A 23,451-nucleotide genomic window follows, 5' to 3' on the forward strand; every position below is an offset into this window, starting at 1 on the left:
CCGAACGCAAAGCAGTTACCACTTGTATCCAGTTTTCAGATAGCGCGAATTACCGGCATCGTCCTCGATACCGGGATTCGCGGTCTATGGGCGGGCGCGGACGGCCCGCATTGTCAGATCACCGACAGCAGTGCGCGCACACTCTCATCGGCGAGCCGCTCCGCGCGCTCGCGAGATACCGCGGGCTCGACATAGCCGAGGTTGAACGACAATTCGCCGTGCGTGGCATTCGCGGTGGCCATGGTGAACCCGCTCACCGACATGCCGGAGACGAATTGCGCGCCCGACAGCCGCCAGGAGCCGACCTTGTCCGGGAACGAGTAGCGGCCCAGGTAGGTCATACACAGGTGACCCGGACCGCGGGTGTCCATCAGCTTGACCGTGGATGCGCTGGCGGCCACCGACTTCGGAGCGGCGACCTGCAACAGGTTCAGTGCCGCGAGGTGATCGCGACGATCCATCCGCGCGCCGTACTCGCGCTCGATCTCACCGGCGATCTGCCACAGCGAGGACCACGGCGCGTACTTCGCCGGGGTCGCGATCATGCCCTGGTAGGTCCCGACCTCGGTATCGGCGACCGCACCGTCGAGATGGTCGCGGAAATTCACCGAACTGCCGACCGTGTACCAAGATTCCTTATAGGTGCCCGACTCTCGGGCCGCCGCGATGAGCAGCGCCGCGGAGAGCGCGGCCTGCAGACCGACGCCATTGCGCTCGCAACCGGCACTCAGCGCGTCGAGTTGATCGGCGTTGAGGCTGCGGTGCACGACCCGGCTGCGCCGCTGCGCGGGCGCGGCCAATTCGGTCGGCTCCAGTCGGCGCGGACGCTTGAGCTGCGACTTCTGGTCGCGCAGGAGCGATCCCACGGTGCGACCGAAGCCCTTGGCGCCCTGGAACTTCGCCGGAAACAGCGCCTCCGGCCCCGGCCGAACCGGGGCGGGCTCGAGTTCAGGGCCCTCACCGGCGGCAACTTGCAACACCTGCTTGGCCACCGACATCGCGCTCTCGCCGTCGGCGATCGCGTAGTGCAGGGTGATGACCAGATCGCTGGTCTCGCCGGTCGAATCGGTGATCAGCACGGCGCGTGCGAGCGGTCCGCCCTGCCAGTCGAACGGCTCGCGCAGTTCGACCTCGTCCACCTCGGTCAGCCAGGTCTGCGCATCCGCGGATTCGACAACGCGCAAGGGAATCGGTGTCGGCACCGGGACGAAACGCGGTGCGGTGCCATCGGGTTCGGCCGCCACCGCGACACCGAGCAGCGGATGTCGGTGCTGCACCGCATCGAGTCCGGTCCGGACCTGCTCGGCGGTGATCGACCCGTGCACCCGCACCCGGGCCAGAATGTGCAGCGGGGCGAGCTGATCGGCGATCCAGTGCCAGCGCTCCACCGGGGACAGCTGGCGCGGCAGCCGCGCGGTCGGACCGGCCAGCGGCGGGAACGACATCGGCTTGGCCAATTCGCGCAGGAAGAATTCCGTCGGCGCGTGCCGGAAGTAGGTGTCGCGCACCTTCACCAGCTTGGGATCGGTCGTCTGCTCGATCTTGCCGAGCGACCACGAGCCATTGACGAACATGGCGGTGCGTTCGGCGCGCACCTGCTCGTAACGTCGCAGGCCCGCAACGGGATCCAGCGAGGTCTTCAGCGAGTGAGCCAGCACGACCGCGTCCTCGATGGCCGAGTTGGCGCCCTGACCGAGGCTGGGCAGCATGGGATGCGCGGCGTCACCGAGCAGGGTGACCCGGCCGCGGCCCCAACCCGCGAGCGGCGGACGGTCCTGGCAGGGCACGGCGAGCACATCGGCCCAGTCGGTCTGCTCGATGCAGGCGCGCACCTCGGGCGCCCAGTCGGCGTAGAGCCGCTGCAGATCTTCCTTGGTCCCCTGCCAATCGGCGGCCTCATCGCCGGGCATGGTCATGGTGCCCCACCAGTAGACCCGGCCGTGGCCGATGTCGTGGATGCCGAAACGCATTCCGGTGCCCCAGTAGTGGGCGGAGTAGCCGCGCGGCACGGCCGGATGTTCGAATGGGATGCAGGCCAGCCAGGCGACGAAATCGCCGGGGCGCGGTTCGGCGCGGCCGTGCAGCTGGGCGCGTACCACGGAGTGGATGCCGTCGGCGCCGATCAGCAGATCGCCCTCGGCGACGCGGCCGTCGGCGAATTCGACGCGCACGTGGTCACCGTCATCGATGAACCGAGTCGCCTGTGCGCCAACATGAGTCGGGGTGTCGCCGATCGCACGCAACAGCACCGCGTGCAGGTCCTTGCGATGCAGCGCGACACTTGCCGCACCGAGGCGCTCGTCCTGGCGATGCACCGGGAGCACGCGGATGGGCGTGCCATCCGGGTTGTTGAAGCGGAAGGTCTCGACCTTGCCGCCGCGCTCGAACAGTTCCTCCTCGATGCCGAGACCGATCGCGCGCAGCGCGTGGATGCCGTTGGCCTGCACCGAAAGTCCGAATCCCTGGCCGCGCAGTTCGGGGGCCGCTTCATACAGTTCGACCGCGAAGCCCGCCTGTCGCAATGCGGCGGCCGTGGTGAGCCCTCCGATCCCCGCACCGAGCACGACAACCTTGACCGGACTACTCATTCGAACCTGCGCTTCCCTCGACCCACTGGACAGCACAGGACGCCTTCACTTTTCGAAGCGACCACCGAGCCACGTTGCTCGTCAGTTCTCATCCCCCCGAGCAGCACTGTTCGAAGACCGATGTAATCCCCGACCAGACCGGCGGGGCTGGATGCCTGTGCCTGACCGACCCGAAGCCTACCGCTATAAGCGTGTCTGAAACGTTACCGTGTGAGATTCGCCCCAAAGGGGCCGATTCGACAGGCCGAATCCGTTGCCATGCGCCATAATTCACGCTTTGCCAACAGGCGCGGATTGGTCAGCTGCCCAAACCCCTCAGAGGTAGGACGTGTCGTTGACCAATCGAACCGAGGATCCGCCGTCCGGATAGAACTCGGCGATCGACAGCGATGCCAGGTCCAGATGCAGCCGGTACAGCAGCGACGGGCCGACGCCGAGCGCGAGTTGCAACAGGGTCTTGATGGGGGTCACGTGACTCACCACCACGATGTTCTGGCCCGGATACAAGGCGACCAGATCGCGGCGGGCCGCCTCCACGCGTTCGCGGACCTGGTCGAAGCTCTCGCCATTCGGCGCCGGCGTCGAGGGATCGCCGAGCCAGCGGGCGTGTAGCTGCGGATCTCGTTGTGCGGCCTCGAGGAAGGTGAGGCCCTCCCAGTCGCCGAAGTCGGTTTCGATGAGGCCGTCGAGGACGCGCACGGGCACATCGAGTGCGGTAGCGGCGGCTTCGGCGGTGTCCCTGGCGCGGCCGAGCGGCGAGGTGACCACTGCCGCGATACCGCCCTTCGCGGCGAGCATTTTCGCGGCGCGGGCTGCCTGTTCGCGGCCGAGGTCGGTGAGCGGCGGATTGCCGCGGCCGGAGTAGCGGCGCTCGAGCGAGAGCGCGGTCTGGCCGTGGCGCAGCAGCAGAAAGCGGGTCGGGCGGCCGGTCGCGCCGGTCCAGCCGGGTGCCTTTTCCGCGGCGGTCGGCGGCGTGTCCCCCTCGGCGTCTCGGGCATCGGCCGCGGTCGACTGCGCGTCCCTGGCTTCGTCGATCCAGCTCGGCATGTGCTCTTCGGCGCCGTGTGCGGATGTTTCATCGGTCCAGCTCAGCAGTTGCTCTTCGGCATCGCGCACCTCCTCGGCCACCGTGGCGGCGACCGCCCCGGCATCGAGCAGCTGCCGTTCGGCGGCATGCACCTCACCGATCAGCGTGCCGTCATCCATCGCCTCGTTCGCCAGCCGGTCGGCATGGGAGTTCTCGGCGCGCGGAATCCAGGTGAAGGTGACCGTGTCGAATCCGGCGACCAGCCTGCGTGCCCGGTCCGCCAGCGGAATCATGGCCGGATGCTTGACCTTCCAGCGCCCGGACATCTGCTCGACGACCAGCTTGGAGTCCATCCGCACCGACACCACCCGAGCGCCCAGTTCGGCCGCCGCCTCCAAACCCGCGATGAGTCCACGGTATTCGGCGACATTGTTGGTGGTGATGCCGACGTATTCCCTGCGCTCGGCGAGGATCCGGATGTGATCGCCATCGAAGACGACCGCACCGTAACCGGCCGGGCCCGGATTGCCCCGGGAACCGCCGTCGGCCTCGACGATCACCTCGCGCTGGGTCATTGTTCCCCTTGTCCTCTTCGACAACCCGGCCTCGTTGGACCGCCCACCGCCGGGTGTGGAACCGACGCGGGTACTGATACCCGCACCGGTAACGTCACAAACCCGACTCTTTGGTACGTACCAGAATCGCACCGCATTCCGGGCACCGGACGATCACATCCGGCTCGGTTTTGGCGATTCGGGCGATCTCGCCGCGGTCCAGTTCGATCCGGCAGGCACCACACCGACGCGCCTGCAACAGCGCCGCGCCCACCCCGTGCTGGCCGCGCTGGCGGTCGTAGATGCTCAGCAGGTCGGCCGGGAACAGTGCGAACAAATCCTTGCGATCGGCATCGCAACGCCCCTGCGCCACATCCAGATCCGCCAGCGCCTCATCGCGCAGCCGCTGCGCGTCGGCCAGATCCTGTTCGGTCTTGGTAAGCCGCGCACCCGCGTGATCGTGATCGGATGCCGACGCCTCGCGACGCTCCATCACCTCGAGCAGTTCATCCTCGAGCACCGAACGGCGCCGCTCCAGACTGCCCAGCTCGTGTTGGATCTCCGAAAGCTGTTTGGCACCCACCGAACCAGCGGTCAACATGCCGCGGTCGCGCTCTTCGCGCTTGCGCACCGCCTCGACCTCACCCTCGAGCTTGCGAATATCGCGGTCGAGATCGTCGAGCAGGATCTCGACCGCCACCGCCGCATCCTTGTGCGCATTCCGCTCGGTCTCCAGCCGCGCCACCTCCTGCTGCTCGGGCAGCACGGTGCGCCGATGCGCGATCCGCGTCAGTTCGGCGTCGACGGCGGCGAGCTGGAGCAGCTTGGCCTGGACAGGTGGTTCGACATTCAACGCGGACAAACTCCTGGACGCTATGGACGGATGGGGGCACGCGAACCGCGGGATGCGGCGATACCAGTCTTCAACCGTACCCCGAATGGTGGGTGATTCGGTCCGAGGCCACGTCATCGGCGTGGGTGTTCATGCACGAAGTCGCGGCGCGCATCGGCCCACCGTGGCGTGAGCCATGGCGACCTCGATCCGAGCCATCGCACGGGTGTTCGATCCCCGCTCGAAGGCTCGGACGGCAATTCCGGTGACCACGCGACCCTCACCTGACCGGTCATCGACAGCCGCGGCTGCCCGCCCGCGGTGACCCGCAAACGGCGGCCGCACCACCGCCCCGACAACGAGATTTGCTCAGCTGCCAGGGGCTCGGGTTTTGATGGCGTCGCGGGAGATGAAGACGTCGTAGGTGCCGGGTGTGGCGATGACGGCATTGCCGTAGGCGGAGCGGACGAAGGGGTCGGTCCACCATTTGTGGTTGCTCATATCGTTGAAGAAGTCTTGATCATCGCCATTGACGAAGATCTGGTTCTGCGTGGTGGCGACGCCGTCGAGGCGCTGGCCGTAGAGGCGGGTGACCTTGTAGCCGGAGTGGAAGCCGAGGGCGTTCACCCAGGGCTTCAGTTCGACGATATTGGCCTGCAGCACCCACAGATCGCCCTCGACCTGATATTTCTCGTGCTTGTCGGGATGGTCCTCGTCGCCGTAGAGGGTGAGCTCGACCTCGAGCCGATGGTTTTGGCCCGCAACCTGACTCACCACCACATGTGCCGCCTTGATCTCCCCGCTCAACCCGAGGAAGGTCTGCATGAGCGTCACCACCCACAACAGGACAACGGCGACGACCAGCAGCACCAGTCCGCCCGCCCCGCGCCCGATCAAAACCCGCAAACCGACCTTGCGCACCATCACGAGCGCCGATATCAGCAACGCGACCGCGACCAGGATGACCAGCATCAGCCCGATCTGCACGATCCCGAAGTCCACCGGGAAATTCATGCGGTAGTTGTACCCCGTACCGGCGCGTCGACTCAGCTGAACGGCATACCACTCCCGGCAACAGTCACGACACGCCCCGAACACGCCGCCGCACTGGATAGTTCGGGCGCTCGTGCGAGTTGATCAGAGTGCGTCACACGGTCGCGCTGACCGTCCAGGGATCGGTGCGCAGCGTGGACACGCGGGTTTCGAGGTCCGGCAGCGCGGATTGCACCACCGTCTGCGCCTGTGCGCACCAAGGGAATTCGGTCGCCCAGTGGGCCGCATCGATCACGGCCGGGCCACCGCGGCGCAGGTGTTCGTCGACCGGGTGGTGGCGCAGATCCGAGGTGACGTAGGCGTCCACACCGAGGCGCGTCGCCGCATCCAGGTAGGAGTCACCCGCGCCGCCGCAGACGGCGACGGTTCGGACCATGCGATCCGGGTCACCGGCCGCGCGAACACCCCAGGTCGTCGCGGGCAAGGCGGCGGCAACCCGAACGGTGAACTCGCGCAAGGACTCCGGTTCGGGCAGTACGCCGACCCGACCGATGCCGAGCCCCGACGGCAGCGCGGCACGCTCGGTGACGTGGTAGGCGGGATCTTCATAGGGATGGGCGTCCCGCAATGCCGCCAGCACGGCCGCACGCGCCGAGGGTGGCGCGACCACCTCGAGGCGATCCTCATCGACCCGCTGCAATTCCCCGATCGCGCCGACCGCCGGATTCGCCCCCGCAACCGGACGGAACTGCCCGACTCCCGGCACTCGCAGAGCACAGTCACGATAGGTTCCGCTGCCACCCGCACCGGCCGCGAACAGCGCAGCCAGCACCGCATCGGCCTCCGAGCGCGGCACCTGCACCACCCAATTATCCACGGCGGCTTGCGGTTTCGAATCCAATGGCCCGGTGACAGTGAGCCCGAGCGCCGCCGCGAGCGCATCGGAAACCCCCGGATCAGCGGAGTCGGCATTGGTATGCGCCGCGAACAGCGCACATCCGGACCGGATGAGCCGATGCACCAGCGCACCCTTGGGCGTATCGGCCGCGACGCTGTCGACCCCGCGCAACAGCAACGGATGGTGCACCACCAAAGCCTGCGCCCGCCAATCGATCGCCTCATCGACCACCGCCGCCGTGGCATCCACGGCGAACAGCACCCGCGTCACCGCATCCCCCGGATCCCCGCACACCAGCCCCACCGAATCCCACGACTCCGCCAACTTCGGCGGATAAGCCGCGTCGAGCGCCCCGATAAGTTCCGCCAGCGTCGTCACGATCGGCCTACCTCCACTCCATCGATGCCCCAACAACTTTCAACCGCACCGCGCCCATCGGCCATCATCCGCACAGAGCCCCTGAGTCGCACCGCGCACCTGCCGAACCGCGCAATCCTTCCAATCGGCCACAAGCGCCACACTGAAACCGGCGTTCACCCGGTCGACCTGGGCCACCGCGCCCACCCACCAGCCCCGCGATGCTCGGCGCGCAACGACGAGCTGTCCGGGCCGGCATCAACCCCTCCATACAAAGACCCGACGACGAGCCGATCGACCTCCGCGGCACAAAGCCACAAGCCGGGCAATCGCCCCCGCAACAACACCCCATCCGGGCCGACATCAAACCCCCGCCGCGCGAATACCGGCGACGAGCCGATCGACCTCGGCGGCGCCGCGGACGGCAACACGGATGTAGTCGGGTCCGAGTCCGGGGAAGGTATCTGCGCGGCGGACCGCAATTCCCCGGTCCGCCAAGTGTTTCCGCAGGAGTTCACCATCGGACACGCGCAGCAGCAGGAATGGTGCGTCGGCGGGCGTGTGGACGTGCACACCCAGCGCGGTCAGTCGTTCGACCATCGAATCCCGCTCGACGGCGATCGTGCGCGCACGCTGTTGGGCGGCGGCGACCGCATTCGGCTCGGCGGTCGCGATGATCGCCTCGAGTTGCAGTGTCCCGAGCGGCCAGTGCGCGCGACCGTGGTTCAGCCGCGCGAGCAGATCGGGTGCGCCGAGCAAGTAGCCGCAGCGCAGGCCGGCCAACGCCCAGGTTTTGGTCAGGCTGCGCAGGACGAGGATGTCCGGGTCGGCCGCGGCGGCCAACGACTGTGGCTCACCACGGACCGCATCGGCGAAGGCCTCGTCGACCACAATGATCCGGCCGGGCCTGCGCAGCGCGCGGATGGTGTCGGCGAGGTGCAGGACCGAGGTCGGATTGGTCGGGTTGCCGAGCACCACCAGATCGGCCGCGGCGGGCACCAGGGCCGGATCCAGCGTGTACGGCGGTTCGAGGACGACGCGGGCGACCGGAATATCGGCCGCGCGCAGTGCCAGTTCGGGTTCGGTGAACGACGGATGCAACACCGCGGCCAGCCGGGGTGCGAGCCGGGGCAGCAGCGCGAAACCCTCGGCCGCACCGGCCAGCAACAGCACCTCCTCGGCGGCGCGGCCGTGTCGGGCCGCCACCGCGGTGCGCGCGGCGGATTCAGCGGCCGCACTCGGATAGCGGCCGAGGTCGTCGAGTCGGGCGGCCAGCCGGTTGCGCAGCCAGTCCGGCGGCGCACTGCCCTGCACATTCACCGCGAAATCGAGCATGCCGGGACGCGCGTCGACGTCACCGTGGTGACGCAGTTTCGCGTGATCGACCTGTTCATCCGGCACGAGAAAACACCCTACGTGGCGGCTCATCGGGGCGACCGGCCAGAATGGCTGTCGTGGGTGAGTTGCACGTGTCGTTCGTCTGTACCGGCAACATCTGCCGATCGCCGATGGCGGAGAAGATGTTCGCGGTACACCTGTACCGCGAGGGGCTCGCGGACCGCGTGCGGGTCAGCAGCGCGGGCACCGACGGCTGGCACGTCGGCGAGGACGCCGACGCCCGCACCAATGCGACACTGCGCCGCCACGGCTATCCGACCGGTCACGTGGCCGCGAAATTCGGCAGCCAGCACCGCGACGCCGACCTGCTGATCGCGCTGGACTCCGGCCACGAACGCCGACTGGCCATGCTCGGCATCCCGTCGCAGCGCCGCCGTCTGCTGCGCAGCTTCGACCCGAACGCCGACTCCCTCGACGTCCCAGACCCCTACTACGGCGACACCGCCGACTTCGACCTCGTCCACGACCAGATAGCCGCCGCCATCCCGGGATTATTGGACTGGGTCCGAGGCACCCTCGCCGCTCGCAACGGCACGTCCACCCCTGACTTCGAAGCCGATGCGACCAAGGGCGCCGTGATCCAGGGCCGAGGAGCAGCCCGGTCCGGTAACGACACGCGGACCCAGATCGCCGCCCAGCCGAGCACGGTCCACGGAGCAGATCTCGCCGCCCATGAATCAGACCGGCCGGTCTCCTACGGTCCCGTCCACGACGGACACGCGTGATGCGCCGACTGACCTTCCTCCTGCGTCCGAGCTGGCTGATCCTGGCCGTTCTCGTGGCGGCCTTCGCCTACCTCTGCTTCACCGTGCTCGCACCGTGGCAGCTCGGCAAGAACACCACCACCTCGCACCGCAACCAGCTGATCGCCGATTCGGTGGACGCCGCCCCGATCGATATCACCACCGTCCTGGACGACCAGGGCACCGATTCGCACGCCGAATGGCGTCGCGTCGTCGCGACCGGCAGCTATATGCCGAATTCGACGGCGCTGGTCCGCCTGCGCCACCTCGACGGCGCCCCCGGCTACTCGGTGCTGGCCACCTTCAAACTCGACGACGGCCGCATCCTGCTCATCGACCGCGGCCTGGTCGCCGCCGTCGACGGATCCCGCCCACCGCAGATTCCGGACCCGCCGACCGGACCGCAGCGCATCGAGGCCCGAATCCGGATGTCCGAGGGGGTCACCCCCGGCAAGGACCCGATGGTCCAGGACGGCTATCGCCAGGTGTACTCGGTGGACACCACCCAGGAAATGGCCGTCCTGCAGGAGCCACTGACCGCGATCCCCACCGGCGAACGCGGCGGCTATCTGCAACTCGGCGAAAACCAGCCCGGCGCCTTCACCCCCACCCCCCTCCCCCAACTCGACGCGGGCCCGTACCTCTCCTACGGCCTGCAATGGCTGGCCTTCGGCATCATGGCTCCCCTCGGCCTCGGCTACTTCGTCTACGCCGAAATCCGCGAACGCCGCAAGGAAAAGACGCCAGCGGCCCCGGAACCCACACCGACCGAAACACCAACCCCCGCACCGACTTCCACCAACGAACAACGCCTGGCCGACCGCTACGGCGGCACCCGCTGAGCCGGGCGCGACCTCGGCGTCAGCGCCGCAGGACAGACCAGAGGGCGGCCGTGAGAACAGCGCCCAGTTGGACTGCTTCCGACATGTGGACGGCTCGACGCAGATCCGCGACCCGAGGTGCGGGGCCGTCGCCGAGGGTGGGTCGCAGTTCGATGCCGTAGCGGTATTGGGTGCGGCCGCCGAGGCGGACGCCGAGCGCACCCGCCATGGATGCCTCGACGACCCCCGCATTGGGGCTCGGGTGCGCGGATGCGTCGCGTTGCCAGGCGCGCAGCGCATCGGCCGGATGTCCGCCGACCAGGGGGGCCAAGGCGGCGGTGAGCATGCCGGTAATGCGGGCGGGCAATAGGTTCGCGAGATCGTCCACGCGCGCGGCGGCCCAGCCGAAGCGCAGGTAGCGCTCGTCGCGGTAGCCGATCATCGCATCGAGCGTATTGACCGCGCGGTATCCGAGCAGCCCGGGCGTTCCGGCGACCGCACCCCACAGCAGTGGGGCCACCGTGGCGTCGGAGGTGTTCTCCGCGATGGATTCCACTGCGGCACGGGCCAAGCCGTCCGCATCGAGCGCCTCGGGATCGCGCCCGCACAGCGATGGCAGCAATGCCCGCGCACCCGTCAGATCACCGGACTCGAGCCGATCGGCCATATCCCGCCCGGTGCGCGTCAGGCTGCGTCCACCGAGCACCGTCCAGGTCGCCAGCGCGGTCGCCACCACCCCGCCACGACGCAACCCGATCCCGAGCGCCGTCACCGCACCGACCAGCAACACCTCGTGCACCACCCCCGCGGACCGCCGATCGGCATAGGTCGCCCGCTCCAGCGCACTGGCCGCCGAACCGAATCCGGCCACCGGATGCCACCGCCGCGGATCACCGAACGCGCGGTCGAGCGCGAAGCCCAGCACCAGCCCAACAGCCGTCGAGGTCCCCATTCGCACCCGGCGAGGGTAGCCGGTCCCCACCTCCCGACAACCCACGTGCCCCAGCCGAACTCTCCGACACCCGCGCAGGCCCCATCGGCGATCGGCCCTCATTACTTCGCGAGACACCGCCGGCTCGCCACGACGAGGGCCGAGTTCCAGCCGACATCCGGTTCCGCACTCTCGACAACGCGCCCGCCGCACGCGTGCTCCCGAGCAATATCCCTGATGGCCCGACGGCGATCGCGCCCTATCTCGATGCTGCCCATCACGCTGTCGAGTTCGGATCCTCGAGATCCCAGGTAGCAAGCACCCAGAACAGCCGAGTTCCCAGTACCCGCGCAGCCTCCGCGGTGCGCCACCGCGACTCAGATGTCACACTCGCTAGCCCTGTTTCGTCATCGTGATGACGACTCCTACACTCGCCCCTGAGGGGGCCGGACCAACGAACGGCGAGAACAGTGACCGCAGACCAGCCAGCCTCCGAACCGATCGACCAGGCCGAATTGGCTCGGCGTTTCGAGGAGCACCGGCCGTATCTGCGCAGGCTCGCCTACAGCACGCTCGGCAGTCTCACCGATGCCGATGATGTGGTGCAGGACGCGTGGCTGCGGCTGCAGCGCCAGTACGAGGCCGGGACCGTGGGCGAGATCGAGAATCTGCGCGCCTGGCTGTCCACCGTCACCGGCCGGCTGGCCCTCGATCAGCTCGGCTCGGCCCGCGCCCGCCGCGAACAGTATGTCGGCGAATGGCTGCCGGAGCCGGAGGTCACCAGCTGGGACGATCCGGCCGACCGGATCACCCAGGACGAGCGCGTCACCACGGCGCTGCTGGTCGTACTGGAATCCCTTTCGCCCGCCGAACGCACCGCATTCGTGCTGCAGGATGTGTTCGGCATGAGCGGTCCCGAGGTCGCCGAGGTCGTCGGCCGCACCCCGGCGGCCGTGCGGCAACTCGCGTCGCGCGCTCGCAAGCGCGTCGAGGACGGCACACCCCGTTTCCCCGCCTCGGCCGACGAGCAGGAGAAGGTCGTCTCGGCCTTCGCGGTCGCCTGGCGCTCCGGTGATCTCAGCGCACTGCTCGGCGTACTCGACGCCAATGTCAGCCTCACCGCCGACGGCGGCGGTAAGGTCCCCGCGATCCGCCAGCCGGTGCACGGCGCCGAACTCATCGCGAAGATGCTGCTCGGCTGGTACCACGCACCGTCCGCGTCCGGCGCCTGGGGCCGCGCGGTCCTGGTCAACGGCGCGCCCGGTCTGGTCGTCTTCGACGGCACCCACGTCGGCGTCTTCGCCTTCACCATCGACAGCGGCCGCATTACCGCCATCAATGTCGTCCGCAATCCGGACAAGTTGCACGACCTCCCCACCGAGGGCGCCCCCGACTGGTACCTCGGCCCGAACGCCGACTAGTCCACGCGGCCCGCACATTCCCCTGTGCGGGCCGCCATCCGACGCCCACGCTCAGGCAGACGCCTCGACCGGCGCTTCCTGCTGCGCATCTCCGTCAGATCGCTTGCGCCGCGACACAATGAGCCACACCCCGCGCGCGAGCAGAACACTCACGCCCGCCAACGCGGCGATGCCGAGAAACACGACAAGAGCCGGCCACACATAGGTGACCTGCAGGAAGGTTCCGGCTCGCCCCCTGAAGACGAGCCCCGCGAGCTGCGGCAGCACCGCCAAGATCACAATCGGAGCCAGATACGGCAACTGCCGCAGTGCGATCAACCACGCAGGTCGGACGGTCTGGCGGTCGACCCACCGGCGCGATCGCACCAGGCAGAACACACCGAGGCCGACCGTCGCGAGCGTCAACAGCGCCATCCCCCAGTCCGCCCAGATACTCCACGGGCGGTGCACATCCGGCGTCGCGCCCCAGGTCAGCTCGACCAGCCCCTGGGCGATGATCCCGGGATCGTCCTCGAGCGACATCCCGGTATCGGCGATCACGGCGATCCCGTACCCGGTGTCGGGCAACAGCACCTGTTCAGCGGTATAGGTGAACCAATCGCCATTGTGCGAGAGCTGCACTCCATGATCGGATCGCGCGCGCCGCCAACCCATTCCGTAGTCGTCATCGCCCACCCCGGACGGTGTGTGCATCTCGGCAACCGATGCCGCGGATACCACCCGCTGCCCGTCCGGCGCGAGACCGCCATCGTTCTGAGTGATCAGCCACCTGGCCAGATCGGCGGCCGTGGTGACCACACCATGGCTACCACCGACGAACCAATCGGGCTCCGCCACCGGTATCGCGAACCCGTACGCCCGAATGTATCCGTGCGTCACATCATCGGCCGCACGCGCGGTATCCACGGTCCTACTGTCGCGCATCCCGATGGGCCCGAACACATTCCGCCGCAGATAGTCGGCGAACGGTTGCCCACTGACCACCTCGACCAACCGAGCGGCCACCTGATAATTCGGATTGTGATAGTTGAATCGCGTCCCCGGATCGGCGGCCAATTTCGCCGTCCGCAATCGCTCGACCGCCCCCGCCAGCGAATCGGCCTGCGGCTGCCGCAGATCGGGAAATGCGGTATCCGACATGCCGGAGGTCTGGTTCAGCAACTGCCGCACCGTGATCCGCTCACCGCGCGGATCGGCCAGCCGAAAGTCCGTGAGGTACTGACGCACCGGCGCATCCAGACGCACCAGCCCCGCGTCGACCAATTGCATCACGGCCAACGCCGTCATGGATTTGCTCACCGAAGCGATCGGCATTCTCGTCGTCGCGGTAATGGCCGAACCGGTGGAATCGTGACCGTACCCCGCGACATACACCACCTGATCCCCGTGCGTAATGGCGATCGAAGCACCCGGTAACCGGGTCCGCGAAAGGTATTCGGACATATACCGGTCCACCGCGGCCGAATCGACGCCCGCCGGCGCCGCGACCGCCGCCCCGGAGTACGGCAGCAGCACCAGCAGCAAGGTGATCACCAATACCCAGGCCCGTCGCAGGTATTCCACCGTCACCGATCTCGCCCTCATCATTCTCGGTCCGCGTCGAGCCGTCAGCCCGCCAACCCCACCGGTTCGGATATCGAATACCCGTGCGCCGCCGCGACCTCCGCCGATAGCATCCGCCCTTTATCCGCGGCAACCCCGTGCGCGAGTTCAGGATGCGCGGTGCACGCCTCGCGCCACCCGTGATCGGCGATGGCGCGCACATACGGCATGGTGGCATTGATGAGCGCGAGGGTCGCGGTATGCGGCACCGCGCCCGGCATATTCGCCACGCAGTAGAACAGCGAATTCGCCACGCGGAAGGTGGGATCCGCGTGCGTGGTCGGATGCGAATCGGCAAAGCATCCGCCCTGATCGATGGCGATGTCCACCAGCACGGAGCCGGGACGCATACCGTGGACCAGCTCCTCGGACACCAATTTCGGCGCCCGCGCACCGGGCACCAGCACCGATCCGATCACCAGATCCGCGCCGAGCACCGCCCGTTCGATCTCGACCGCATTCGAAGCCACCGTCGAGACCCGCCCCTGGAACAGCGCGTCCAGCTCGCGCAGGCGCGTCAGATTCGTGTCCAGCACAGTGACTTTCGCACCCATCCCGGCCGCGACGGTGGCCGCGTTCGTCCCGGCGACACCACCGCCGAGCACCACCACATCGGCCGGGGGCACCCCGGGCACCCCGCCGATCAGCAGCCCGGCACCCCCGAGCGGCGCCATCAGGTGATACGCGCCGACCTGGGGCCCGAGCTTGCCCGCAACCTCACTCATCGGCGCGAGCAGCGGCAGCGACCCGTCCGCCGCCCGCACCATCTCATACGCGATCGCGGTGATACCCGACCGCAGAATCGCCTCGGTGCACTCCCGCGAGGCGGCCAGATGCAGGTAGGTGAACAGCACCTGCTCGCGCCGCATCCGCGGATACTCCTGGGCGATCGGCTCCTTGACCTTCAGTACCAGCTCGCCCTCCCGCCACACCTGATCGGCGCCGGGCACCGTCCGGGCACCCGCGGCGACGTACTCCGCATCCGGAAAACCCGACCCCACCCCCGCGCCGGTCTCGATCAGCACCTCGTGCCCGTGCCGCACCAGTTCCCCGGCACCGGCCGGGGTCAGCGCCACCCGAAACTCCTGTTCCTTGACCTCCCGCGGAACTGCGATCCTCATATCGCCATCGTGGACCACGGATCGGAGCTTCGCCATGAACGCCGCGCGCTACCGAGGCAGTCCGCCACCATGCGGCTATACCTCGAACGGCTGCCCCAAGCGCGGGATCCGCAGCTGAGCGGCCCGTCCGGCGTATTCGAAGTTGCGGGCCAGGTAATCCAGCGGCTCGCTGAAGTGGTGCCACCCCTCGCCGTGCACGGCGACGATCACCGCATCGCCGAGCAACTCGGCAGCCGCGAGTGCGGTGCGCCCGTTCAGCGTCACATCGGCGTCGCCGAACCGTCCGACATTCGCGCCCCCGACATTGAGGACTGCGATATCGATCCGCCCGATCCGCTGCCCGATCTGCTCGACCAGCGCGACCGAGGCATTGTCCCCGGAGACGTACACGGTCGGCTGATCATCGGCTTGCAGTACGAATCCGGTGACCATCCCGCTGAATGGTTCGCACCCCTCGGGCCCGTGCAGTGCGGGCACACCCGTCACGCGCACGTCACCCACCGTGACGGTCTCCCAGTTCTCCAGTCCCCGAACACCGTTGATGCGTCCGGCCGCATCCGTGGTCGAGAGCACGGTCGGCACCCTCGTCAAGAACTCACGGCCCGAGGTGTCGAGATTGTCCGCGTGCTGATCATGCGAGAGCAGCACCACATCCACCGGCCCCACCTCATCGGCGGATACCGCCGGGCCGGTCAGCTTGTGCAGCGTGATCGGACCGGGGTAGTCGCCGGGAGCATCGAAGGTGGGGTCGGTGAGCCAGGTCAGATTGCCGTACCGGAAGCGCAGGGTGGGCCCGCCGATGTGCAGGGCTTCGACGGTGGTGCGTTCGATCGTCTCGGTCATGCGATCAATACTTGCCGACCGCCCGGAGCAATCAAAAGTGGCCCGCGAGCCCGCCAGCGATAAGATCGGGCCATGCGTACCGTCGCCGTCCTCGCCTTCGATGGCGTCATCCCCTTCCACCTGTCCGTGCCGACGCTGGTCTTCGGCCGTGTCGGCGCCGAGGGCAGCGCCGACTACCGCGTCGAGGTGTGCGCAGAGCACCCCGGCACCCTGCGGACACCCGCCGGATTCGACATCGTCGTCGACACCGGACTCGACGCGTTCGAGCGCGCCGATCTGGTGGTGATCCCGAGCTGGCGCCGCGATAAGGCCATTTCGGACGGCCTGCGCGACGCACTGCATCGCGCCCACGCCCGGGGCGCCCGCATCGTCGGCCTGTGCCTCGGCGCCTTCGCGGTGGCGGCGAGCGGCCTGGCGGACGGCCGCGAGATCACCACCCACTGGGCCGCGGCCGACGACCTCGCCGCCGCCTACCCCGCGGTCCGAGTCCGCGCCGATACCCTCTGGTCGGACCTCGGTGACATCATCACCTCCGCGGGCGTCGCCGCCGCACTCGACTGCTGCCTGCACCTGGTGCGCGGCGACCTGGGCAGCCGGGCGGCCACCGAATTGGCCAGGGCGCTGGTGACCGCACCGCACCGTAGCGGATCCCAGGCCCAATACATTCCGGTGGCCGTGCCCGACGCCGCCGACGACGATCCGATCGAACGCGCAATGGTCTGGGCGCGAACCAATCTCGGCGAACCGGTCGATCTGGACGGCTGGGCCCGCGTCGCGCTCATGTCGCGGCGCACCTTCACCCGCCGCTTCCGCGATCGCACCGGCAGCAGTCCGCAGCAGTGGCTGCTGCACCAGCGCGCCGATCGGGCCAGGCTGCTGCTCGAATCCACCACCGACACCATGGACCGCATCGCGGCCGAGACCGGCTTCGGCACCGCCGTCAGCCTGCGCCATCACTTCCACCGCATCCTCGGTACCAGTCCGGCCGCGCACCGCGCACTGTTCTCGGGGACGCCCGCGATGCCGGCGATCTCGTCGTCTAGGTTTTCGGCATGAGGATCGAGGTAAGCGGACACACCCCGGAGATCGACGACACCGCGTGGATCGCACCGAATGCGACCGTGATCGGACGCGTGCGGCTGGCCGCCGAGGTGAGCATTTGGTACAGCGCGGTGCTGCGCGGCGATCTCGAGGCGATCAGCGTCGGCGCGCGCACCAATATTCAGGACGGCTGCGTACTGCACGCCGACCCCGGCTTCCCGCTCACCGTCGGTACCGGAGTTTCGGTGGGGCACAACGCGATCCTGCACGGCTGCACCGTCGGTGACGATGTGCTCGTCTGCATGGGCGCGACGGTGCTCAATGGCGCGGTCATCGGCGCGGGCAGTCTGATCGCCGCGAACGCCCTGATACCGGAGGGCGCGCAGATTCCGCCCGGCTCGCTGGTCGCGGGCGTACCCGGCAAGGTGCGCAGGCAATTGAGCGAGGCCGAACAGGACGGCATTCGGCTCAATGGTGCTGTGTACCTTCACAACATGGCCAACCACCGGGTCGCCAAGCAAGTGTGAGACAGACCACACTGATCAAATGCCCGATCGGAATCGCTGATAACATTTTGCCAGCGTGCCCGGTGTCCCGGGATCTCCCGCCGACGCAGCTGTCGAGTGGCCAGTAACGCGGAGGGTGAGCCCGCCGGGATGGTGGCTGCGTAGCGTGCAGGCAGGAGGTATCACGGTGGCGTACATGCAGCAGAGCATGCACCAACCGTCGGGGCGGATCAGCGTGGCCGATATCGCGGCCCAACCGGGCGGGATCGAGGCGCTACAGCGACGGGTTCACGAATTGCGCTCCAGCGGAGTGGATTTCGCCGCCAATGCGATCGAACAAGAAATGGCGGAGCTGGACCTGCCGCGACACTAGTCCCGCGCTCACACTCGTCCAACCGCCGAGCGATAGCACTCCTGTCGACCTCTGGTGCCGATCCCCGGCTGAACCGTCGCGACCCGGTGAAATAATGAACACCGATCACCCGCACCGTCGCGACGCCCAGTCACCATCGGCGTCCGAGCCGATACGACTGGAGACTCGATGCCGACCGTCCCGCCCATCCTCCAGCGCATACTGGAAAAGCCCGTCAGTGATGGCGAGAAGCTGCTGGAGAGCGCGCTGTCGGCATTCCTGGACTTCGGTATCAAACGCACCAGCATGGGCGAGATCGCCCGGCGCGCCGGAATCAGCCCGGCCACGCTGTATCGCCGGTACGAATCGAAGAACGACCTGGTCGAGGCGGTGAGCGTGCGCGAGGCACAGCGCTTCGTCGCCGAAATCGATAAGCGAGTGCAAAAGGTCGAGGGCGTCGAAGAACAACTGGTGGAGATCTTCGTCGCGGTGATCACCGAGATCGCCGGCAACGAACTGTTGCGCAGGCTCCTACGGACCGAACCCGACCTCATCCTGCCCCGGCTCACCACCGACGCCGGACCGATCATCGCGGTCGGGCGCACCTATCTGGCGGAGAAGTTACGCGAACTCCGCAGCGGTGCCGACGACGACTTCGACTTCGAACTCGTTGCCGAGATCATGGCGCGGCTCGCGCTCTCACTCGCACTGACGCCCGACGGGCTCATTCCGATCGATGATGTGACGGCGGGTCGCGAATTCGCGCGGCGCACGCTGCTGCCGATGGTCGGTGTCCGCACCACCGCCTGATGCGGCATCAGTACTCTAAGTGCTACGCAATCAACGCATTTCGTACACACGCGGGCCGAATGCGGCCGCCACCCACTCATCGAGCAGACCCAGCGAATTCGCGTCCGGTACCCGCCCGCCGTCGACGAAATCCCTGACCAGCTCGACGACCCCGCCCGCCCGCATCGTCGTCGGATCCGGCAGCGGCAGCCGGGAGACATACTGGGTGATCCACCGCCGCCGCCCCGAATACAGCCGATTCCCGCACACCGCATCGTAGAACCGCAACCCGAGTGCCGAATTCGCCACGCCCATCAGCAAATACGCGAGCCGCTCGGCCGCACCGTCCACCCCGAGATCGGCCAGCGATATCCAGTAGCAGTCCCCGTTCACCACGGCCCCCGACCGATCCAAGGCGAACCGCGGCCGCTCACTGATATCGGGAAACACCACCTTCGGCACCCGCCACAGATGCGGCCGCTGCGGCACCCAGATCTCGAACCACTCCCGGCCACCATCGGTCAGATACTTCCGCGCGGCCAATGTCTCCCGATTCGCCTCCAAATACGCTGCGGCCCCGGGAAATTCCCGCAGGTCGACCGGCATACGCGTGGGTTCGGAAGTGTCGTAGGGATACAGCACCCTGGTGTCACGCTCCCGCGAAATCCGCCATGGCTCGACATCGTGATGGGTGATCAATTCGAATAGCAACTCCCCTTCCGGCCGCAGTTCCATCTCCCCCCATCGCTCGGAGATGAACACCCGATCCGCAGTTGTCTTGATCCCCACCCGAATCCGCCCCACCTCCCCGAACGTCCGCCAAGTCCCTGCCTCCACCTCCCCCAACCATCCGTCGACTCCGGGCCGCGACATCCGCCACGCCCCTTTCCCACCCCCGTCACCGGCCCCCAATGTTCCCGCATCTGCACCGTCACCCCGCTGTCCTGATGCCTGATCGCTGATCACCGTCTGATCGCCGGTTGCCAACGCCCCGACCTCGACCGCGAAGGTACGTCCGGCATGGGTGACGGTGTGGCTGCCTTCGGCGGTCAGTGCCTCGAAAAGATCTGCTCCATCGACGGTTTCGGTGGTTTCGACCTCATAGGCCGAGACGTGGCGGCAGAGGCCACGGGACGCGGTGCGGGTGGCGATGGTGACCGCGGGCAGCACCGCCGCCTCGAAAAGTTTGGTATCGCCGAGGTCGTACAGTTCGACCGGAGACAGCTCGGTGAGCAGCAGACTCCGAATATTCGCACCCGCCTTGGTGGTGAGAAACCGGTTGGCGCACAACAATCCGAGCACCCCGTCCGGGCGCAGCAGCCGCGGCGCGATCGCGACGAACGGGTGGGTCAGATCGATCCGGCCGCGCAATCCGAACTGCTTGCTGAGCAGCTGCGCGGTCGGCCCACCCAACTGCTGGGTCCGCACGTACGGCGGATTGGTGATGATCGCATCGAACGATCCGTCCGCGATCCGCGCCGACGCGGTCAGGAAATCCCCGATATGCCACTCGACCGCAACCCCCGCCGCCCCCGCCCGCTCCCGCGCCACCGCTACCCCGGCCAGGTCCAGGTCATACCCGACCAACTCCACCGCCACCCCCGGCAGCACCTCACCCGCCACCCGGTGCAGCGCGAGCAGCAGTTCACCGTCGCCACAAGCTGGGTCGAGCACCCGCAACACGCCAGCACCCGATACTCCGCCGTGCACCCCGGGTCGCGGCACATGCGCTACCAGCCGCTGTGCCAGAAAGCGTGCCAGGGCAGGGGGCGTGTAGTGCCTACCGTGCCGTTTGCGGTCGCGCGCGGCAGGGTCCCCGGGATTCATGCCAGGGATTCTGCCTCGTCATGACCCAACCACGGCGGAAACGCGGTCGACCGGCTCCGTCGTCGTCGCGGGCGGACCCGCGGCGCGGCGGCCCGAGAAGCGGCGCATGAGTGGTTCGTCCACCCAGTGGTAGATCGCCGCGGCCGCCGCCGTCGCGACGATCAGGCTCGATCCGGCGAACCCCAGCCAGCCGAACAGGCCGAACTGCCTGCCGCCGATGAACAGCCGAGTGATCAGCACCATCACCGGGAACTGGATCAGATAGAAGGCGAAGGAGATATTGCCGAACCACACCATGCGGGGCGAGGCGTTCAGCCCGCGCATACCGGCCAGATCCCGCGCGGCCAGCGTCGCGACCACCGCGGTCATCGGCGCGAGCAGCAGCGCCGACATTTTGTAGTTCACCGGAACCACCCAGGTGGCAGCGAAGGCGACGGCCAATGCCAGCAGCGGCCAGGTCAGCCGCGTATTGCGCCAACGCCCCTCCACCACCAGCCGCGCGGCGAACACTCCGAGAAAGAATTCGGGCAACCGCGACAGTGGAAACGTGTAACTGAGCCAATAGGCCGGGGCGACAGGGATATCCGGCTGGGCGAACCACGCCGGTGACGCGTGCAGCTCGAAGTATGGCGATACGTCCCCCGGAACAAGCCGTGGCGCAAAGGCATTCTCGATGCCCTTCGGTCCGGGAACCCACAGGAAATATGCCGTGTGCAGCGCGAGGATCACCACGAGCAGCCCCGCCATCGCCCACCACACCCGATCGCCGCGAATGCGGCGCACCACCGGCAGTGCGAGTGGAAAGCTCAGGTAGAACAGCATTTCCGCGCCCAGCGACCAGGAGGGCACATTGAGCCCACCGACGGTCGTCCACTTCGGCACCCAGGTGTGGATCAGCAATACGTTCGGCACCCAGACCACCAACCTGGACAGCGGCACACTCGCGACCACGATGAACGCCACCGTCGCGACCAGATGCGTCGGGTAGATCTTCAATACTCGCCGCCAGTAGAACCGCGGTACCGAATTCCCCGGCCGGAACGACCAATAGATGATGAATCCGGAGAGCACGAAGAAGAAGGTGACCCCGGCCGCGCCCAACTGCATCGGCATCACCTGATGGATATGCCGGAACAACTCGGACTTCTGAAACGGATAGACCGGCAGAAATACCAAGGCGTGCAACAGGAATACCGCGAAGGCGGCCCACCACCGCGCCCCGGTCAGCGACGGCAGGGCGGGCCGCTGCTGCGTCACTTGCCGTACCGCTCGTACAGCGCTCCCGCGATCATCGAATCACCGTGCGCGGAAGGGTGAAACGGAATCCCGACCAGATCCGCACGCGGATCGAGCGCACCGTTCAACCATGGCTGCGCCGAACACAATCCGTGCCCGGCGGTCACCGCCCTGGAATCGAAGAATTCGATCCCGAGCTGCGCCGCCGCGTCCCGCTGCGCCGCGTCGATGCGATCCAGATACCGGACCAGTGCCGCGGCCCTCGGCTGTACGTACTGCCCCACGCCGAGCACGCTGATACACGCGAAATCCTGCCCGGCCGGGAACAGTTCGGGGTAGCCGACCAGCACGATCTTCGCCTGCGGCGCGTAATAGCGCAGATATTCGACCACCTCACGGATGCGCTGGGCATAGTCGCTGCCGGATACGGCCCGATAGTCGGTGATCCGGCCCTGTTCGGCCGCCTCCAGCCCACATCCGTCGGCGAGGTTGAATACGCACGGGATCAGCGAGGTCCACAGCGTGGTCTCGCTCGTGCCCCAGGTGTCGTTGAGCCCGAACTGCACTGCGATCAGCTTGGTTCGCGGACCGAACGCACCCGCCTTATCGGCATTGATCGCCTCCTGAACCAGCGAATAACCCCGCGCGGTCTGAATGGCCGCACCGGAGCACGACGCGTCCACGAAGTCGGAAGTACCCGCGACACCCATCAGTCGGCTCAGCTGCGTCGGCCACGAGGCGGGTCCGCGCAGACACTCCTTCGCATCCACTTCCCATCGGAAACCGTTGGCGGTGAAGGAATCCCCGAGCGCCACCAGGGCACTGCCCGGTGCCGCGGCGGGGGCCGCCTGCGCTGCCGCGGGCACCCAGGCCGCAGCCGCGACGGTCGTCGTAATCGCCCCGAGCCAACGGGCACAACGGCGGGAGAGCTTGCTGGTCAAAACGATTACTCCGCTATCAGTAGCCCGCGCGCGGTTCGAATCCGGGTGCGGTCAAAGTGGGTGCCGGCTTGGCCGGTTCGGGCTGCGGTGCCGTCTGCGCCGCCGGCGGCGCTTGCGGTGCCGGCACCGCCTGCGGCTGCGGCGCGGGCGGCGCTATCGATGTCGCTTCCGGCGTGGGTACCGCTTGCGGAGCGGGTGCCGGCGCCTCGGGCGCACTACTCGACGGCGCGACCGCACTGGTCGGCGCTACCGCAGTTGTCGACGCACTGGTCGGGGTGTGATCGCCGTGCGATTCGGTCCCGCTACTGCATGCGGTGGCGCCGAGAAGCACCGCGCCGCAAGCGAACACGGCCGCGAGACAAACCTTCAACACGTTCCCCGTTCTAGAGATCAGGAGTAGGAGCATTTCAGTCCAGCCCGGAGCGTACAAGTCGAGTCGGACCCGTACGGCATCTTTCATCGAATTGCCCCACCGCCCGAGCCCCCATTTTCATTGTCTGGCGCTGCGCGTATCGCTCTGTGAGCCAATCAATTTCGCGACAGCACCGCATCACATTCCACGCCCGTGCCCAGGTCCGCGCGACTACCAGTTCCAAAACGAGACCATAGCTGCTAGCGTTCAGTCTCGAA

Annotated in this window: 20 protein-coding genes and 1 pseudogene; 8 read left to right on the forward strand and 13 right to left on the reverse strand. The window is 67.7% G+C overall.

All coding sequences use genetic code 11. From position 1 onward, the window contains the following. Positions 1 to 113: 113 nt before the first annotated feature. The 6 genes from ACQP0C_RS30265 to cobC all read right to left on the reverse strand — a co-directional run bounded on the left by ACQP0C_RS30265 (position 114) and on the right by cobC (position 8,677). Positions 114 to 2,588: an FAD-dependent monooxygenase gene (locus ACQP0C_RS30265; RefSeq protein WP_433725410.1), complete on the reverse strand. Its 2,475-nt coding sequence runs from the start codon at positions 2,586 to 2,588 to the stop codon at positions 114 to 116. A 315-nt stretch (positions 2,589 to 2,903) separates the two neighbouring features. Continuing rightward, the gene (locus ACQP0C_RS30270; protein WP_433725412.1) at positions 2,904 to 4,190 is read right to left on the reverse strand and encodes a bifunctional RNase H/acid phosphatase; all 1,287 of its coding nucleotides are present in this window, start codon (positions 4,188 to 4,190) and stop codon (positions 2,904 to 2,906) included. Between the two features lie 94 nt (positions 4,191 to 4,284). After that, positions 4,285 to 5,022, reverse strand: coding sequence for a zinc ribbon domain-containing protein (locus ACQP0C_RS30275; protein ID WP_433734706.1), 738 nt, complete (start codon positions 5,020 to 5,022; stop codon positions 4,285 to 4,287). A gap of 348 nt (positions 5,023 to 5,370) precedes the next feature. After that, positions 5,371 to 6,015 carry a hypothetical protein gene (locus ACQP0C_RS30280; RefSeq protein ID WP_433725414.1) on the reverse strand — a complete coding sequence of 215 codons (645 nt, stop codon included), beginning with the start codon at positions 6,013 to 6,015 and terminating at the stop codon, positions 5,371 to 5,373. Positions 6,016 to 6,148: 133 nt separating this feature from the next. Beyond that, positions 6,149 to 7,270 (reverse strand): Nif3-like dinuclear metal center hexameric protein, encoded by a 1,122-nt coding sequence (locus tag ACQP0C_RS30285; RefSeq protein WP_433725416.1) that lies wholly within the window; start codon positions 7,268 to 7,270, stop codon positions 6,149 to 6,151. 342 nt (positions 7,271 to 7,612) lie between these two features. Next, complete coding sequence (gene cobC, locus ACQP0C_RS30290) at positions 7,613 to 8,677, reverse strand: Rv2231c family pyridoxal phosphate-dependent protein CobC (protein WP_433725418.1); 1,065 nt, start codon at positions 8,675 to 8,677, stop codon at positions 7,613 to 7,615. A gap of 17 nt (positions 8,678 to 8,694) precedes the next feature. On the opposite strand from cobC, the pseudogene ACQP0C_RS30295 reads away from it, so the two are divergent. Then, positions 8,695 to 9,156 (forward strand): annotated as a pseudogene (locus ACQP0C_RS30295) (low molecular weight protein-tyrosine-phosphatase); the annotation flags it as partial. Positions 9,157 to 9,371: 215 nt separating this feature from the next. After that, positions 9,372 to 10,232 carry an SURF1 family cytochrome oxidase biogenesis protein gene (locus tag ACQP0C_RS30300; RefSeq protein ID WP_433725420.1) on the forward strand — a complete coding sequence of 287 codons (861 nt, stop codon included), beginning with the start codon at positions 9,372 to 9,374 and terminating at the stop codon, positions 10,230 to 10,232. Between the two features lie 19 nt (positions 10,233 to 10,251). Here ACQP0C_RS30300 and ACQP0C_RS30305 read toward each other — a convergent pair whose 3' ends face one another. Beyond that, complete coding sequence (locus ACQP0C_RS30305; RefSeq protein ID WP_433734707.1) at positions 10,252 to 11,163, reverse strand: cobalamin biosynthesis protein; 912 nt, start codon at positions 11,161 to 11,163, stop codon at positions 10,252 to 10,254. A 449-nt stretch (positions 11,164 to 11,612) separates the two neighbouring features. Here ACQP0C_RS30305 and sigJ point away from each other — a divergent pair, with 449 nt between their 5' ends. Next, positions 11,613 to 12,563 (forward strand): RNA polymerase sigma factor SigJ, encoded by a 951-nt coding sequence (sigJ, locus tag ACQP0C_RS30310; RefSeq protein WP_433725422.1) that lies wholly within the window; start codon positions 11,613 to 11,615, stop codon positions 12,561 to 12,563. Between the two features lie 51 nt (positions 12,564 to 12,614). Here the strand turns inward: sigJ and ACQP0C_RS30315 are convergent, their stop codons facing one another. From ACQP0C_RS30315 to ACQP0C_RS30325, 3 genes are all read right to left on the reverse strand, one after another. Then, positions 12,615 to 14,132, reverse strand: a complete 1,518-nt coding sequence (locus ACQP0C_RS30315) for a serine hydrolase domain-containing protein (RefSeq protein WP_433725424.1) — start codon at positions 14,130 to 14,132, stop codon at positions 12,615 to 12,617. A 38-nt stretch (positions 14,133 to 14,170) separates the two neighbouring features. After that, positions 14,171 to 15,286: an alanine dehydrogenase gene (ald, locus tag ACQP0C_RS30320; protein ID WP_433725426.1), complete on the reverse strand. Its 1,116-nt coding sequence runs from the start codon at positions 15,284 to 15,286 to the stop codon at positions 14,171 to 14,173. 75 nt (positions 15,287 to 15,361) lie between these two features. Then, a complete protein-coding gene (locus tag ACQP0C_RS30325; protein WP_433725428.1) occupies positions 15,362 to 16,129 on the reverse strand; it encodes an MBL fold metallo-hydrolase in 768 nt (255 codons plus the stop codon). Positions 16,130 to 16,201: 72 nt separating this feature from the next. Here ACQP0C_RS30325 and ACQP0C_RS30330 point away from each other — a divergent pair, with 72 nt between their 5' ends. From ACQP0C_RS30330 to ACQP0C_RS30345, 4 genes are all read left to right on the forward strand, one after another. After that, positions 16,202 to 17,185 carry a helix-turn-helix domain-containing protein gene (locus ACQP0C_RS30330; RefSeq protein ID WP_433725430.1) on the forward strand — a complete coding sequence of 328 codons (984 nt, stop codon included), beginning with the start codon at positions 16,202 to 16,204 and terminating at the stop codon, positions 17,183 to 17,185. Next, complete coding sequence (locus ACQP0C_RS30335; protein ID WP_433725432.1) at positions 17,182 to 17,697, forward strand: gamma carbonic anhydrase family protein; 516 nt, start codon at positions 17,182 to 17,184, stop codon at positions 17,695 to 17,697. The genes ACQP0C_RS30330 and ACQP0C_RS30335 overlap by 4 nt, the downstream gene beginning before the upstream one ends. 175 nt (positions 17,698 to 17,872) lie before the next feature. Beyond that, positions 17,873 to 18,049, forward strand: coding sequence for a hypothetical protein (locus ACQP0C_RS30340; protein WP_433725434.1), 177 nt, complete (start codon positions 17,873 to 17,875; stop codon positions 18,047 to 18,049). Positions 18,050 to 18,217: 168 nt separating this feature from the next. Further along, positions 18,218 to 18,838 carry a TetR/AcrR family transcriptional regulator gene (locus ACQP0C_RS30345; protein ID WP_433725436.1) on the forward strand — a complete coding sequence of 207 codons (621 nt, stop codon included), beginning with the start codon at positions 18,218 to 18,220 and terminating at the stop codon, positions 18,836 to 18,838. A gap of 30 nt (positions 18,839 to 18,868) precedes the next feature. On the opposite strand, the gene ACQP0C_RS30350 is transcribed toward ACQP0C_RS30345, so the two are convergent. The 3 genes from ACQP0C_RS30350 to ACQP0C_RS30360 are packed head-to-tail and all read right to left on the reverse strand — an operon-like array spanning position 18,869 to position 22,821. Further along, positions 18,869 to 20,644: an Eco57I restriction-modification methylase domain-containing protein gene (locus ACQP0C_RS30350; RefSeq protein ID WP_433725438.1), complete on the reverse strand. Its 1,776-nt coding sequence runs from the start codon at positions 20,642 to 20,644 to the stop codon at positions 18,869 to 18,871. An 18-nt stretch (positions 20,645 to 20,662) separates the two neighbouring features. Continuing rightward, the gene (locus ACQP0C_RS30355; protein WP_433725440.1) at positions 20,663 to 21,901 is read right to left on the reverse strand and encodes an acyltransferase family protein; all 1,239 of its coding nucleotides are present in this window, start codon (positions 21,899 to 21,901) and stop codon (positions 20,663 to 20,665) included. Next, on the reverse strand, positions 21,898 to 22,821 hold the full coding sequence (locus ACQP0C_RS30360; protein WP_433725442.1) for an SGNH/GDSL hydrolase family protein: 924 nt from the start codon (positions 22,819 to 22,821) through the stop codon (positions 21,898 to 21,900). The genes ACQP0C_RS30355 and ACQP0C_RS30360 overlap by 4 nt, the downstream gene beginning before the upstream one ends. A gap of 56 nt (positions 22,822 to 22,877) precedes the next feature. On the opposite strand from ACQP0C_RS30360, the gene ACQP0C_RS30365 reads away from it, so the two are divergent. Continuing rightward, positions 22,878 to 23,102 (forward strand): hypothetical protein, encoded by a 225-nt coding sequence (locus tag ACQP0C_RS30365; protein WP_433725444.1) that lies wholly within the window; start codon positions 22,878 to 22,880, stop codon positions 23,100 to 23,102. Positions 23,103 to 23,451 lie beyond the last annotated feature (349 nt).

The sequence above is a fragment of the Nocardia sp. CA-129566 genome (genome assembly GCF_050956075.1).
Lineage (GTDB): Bacteria > Actinomycetota > Actinomycetes > Mycobacteriales > Mycobacteriaceae > Nocardia.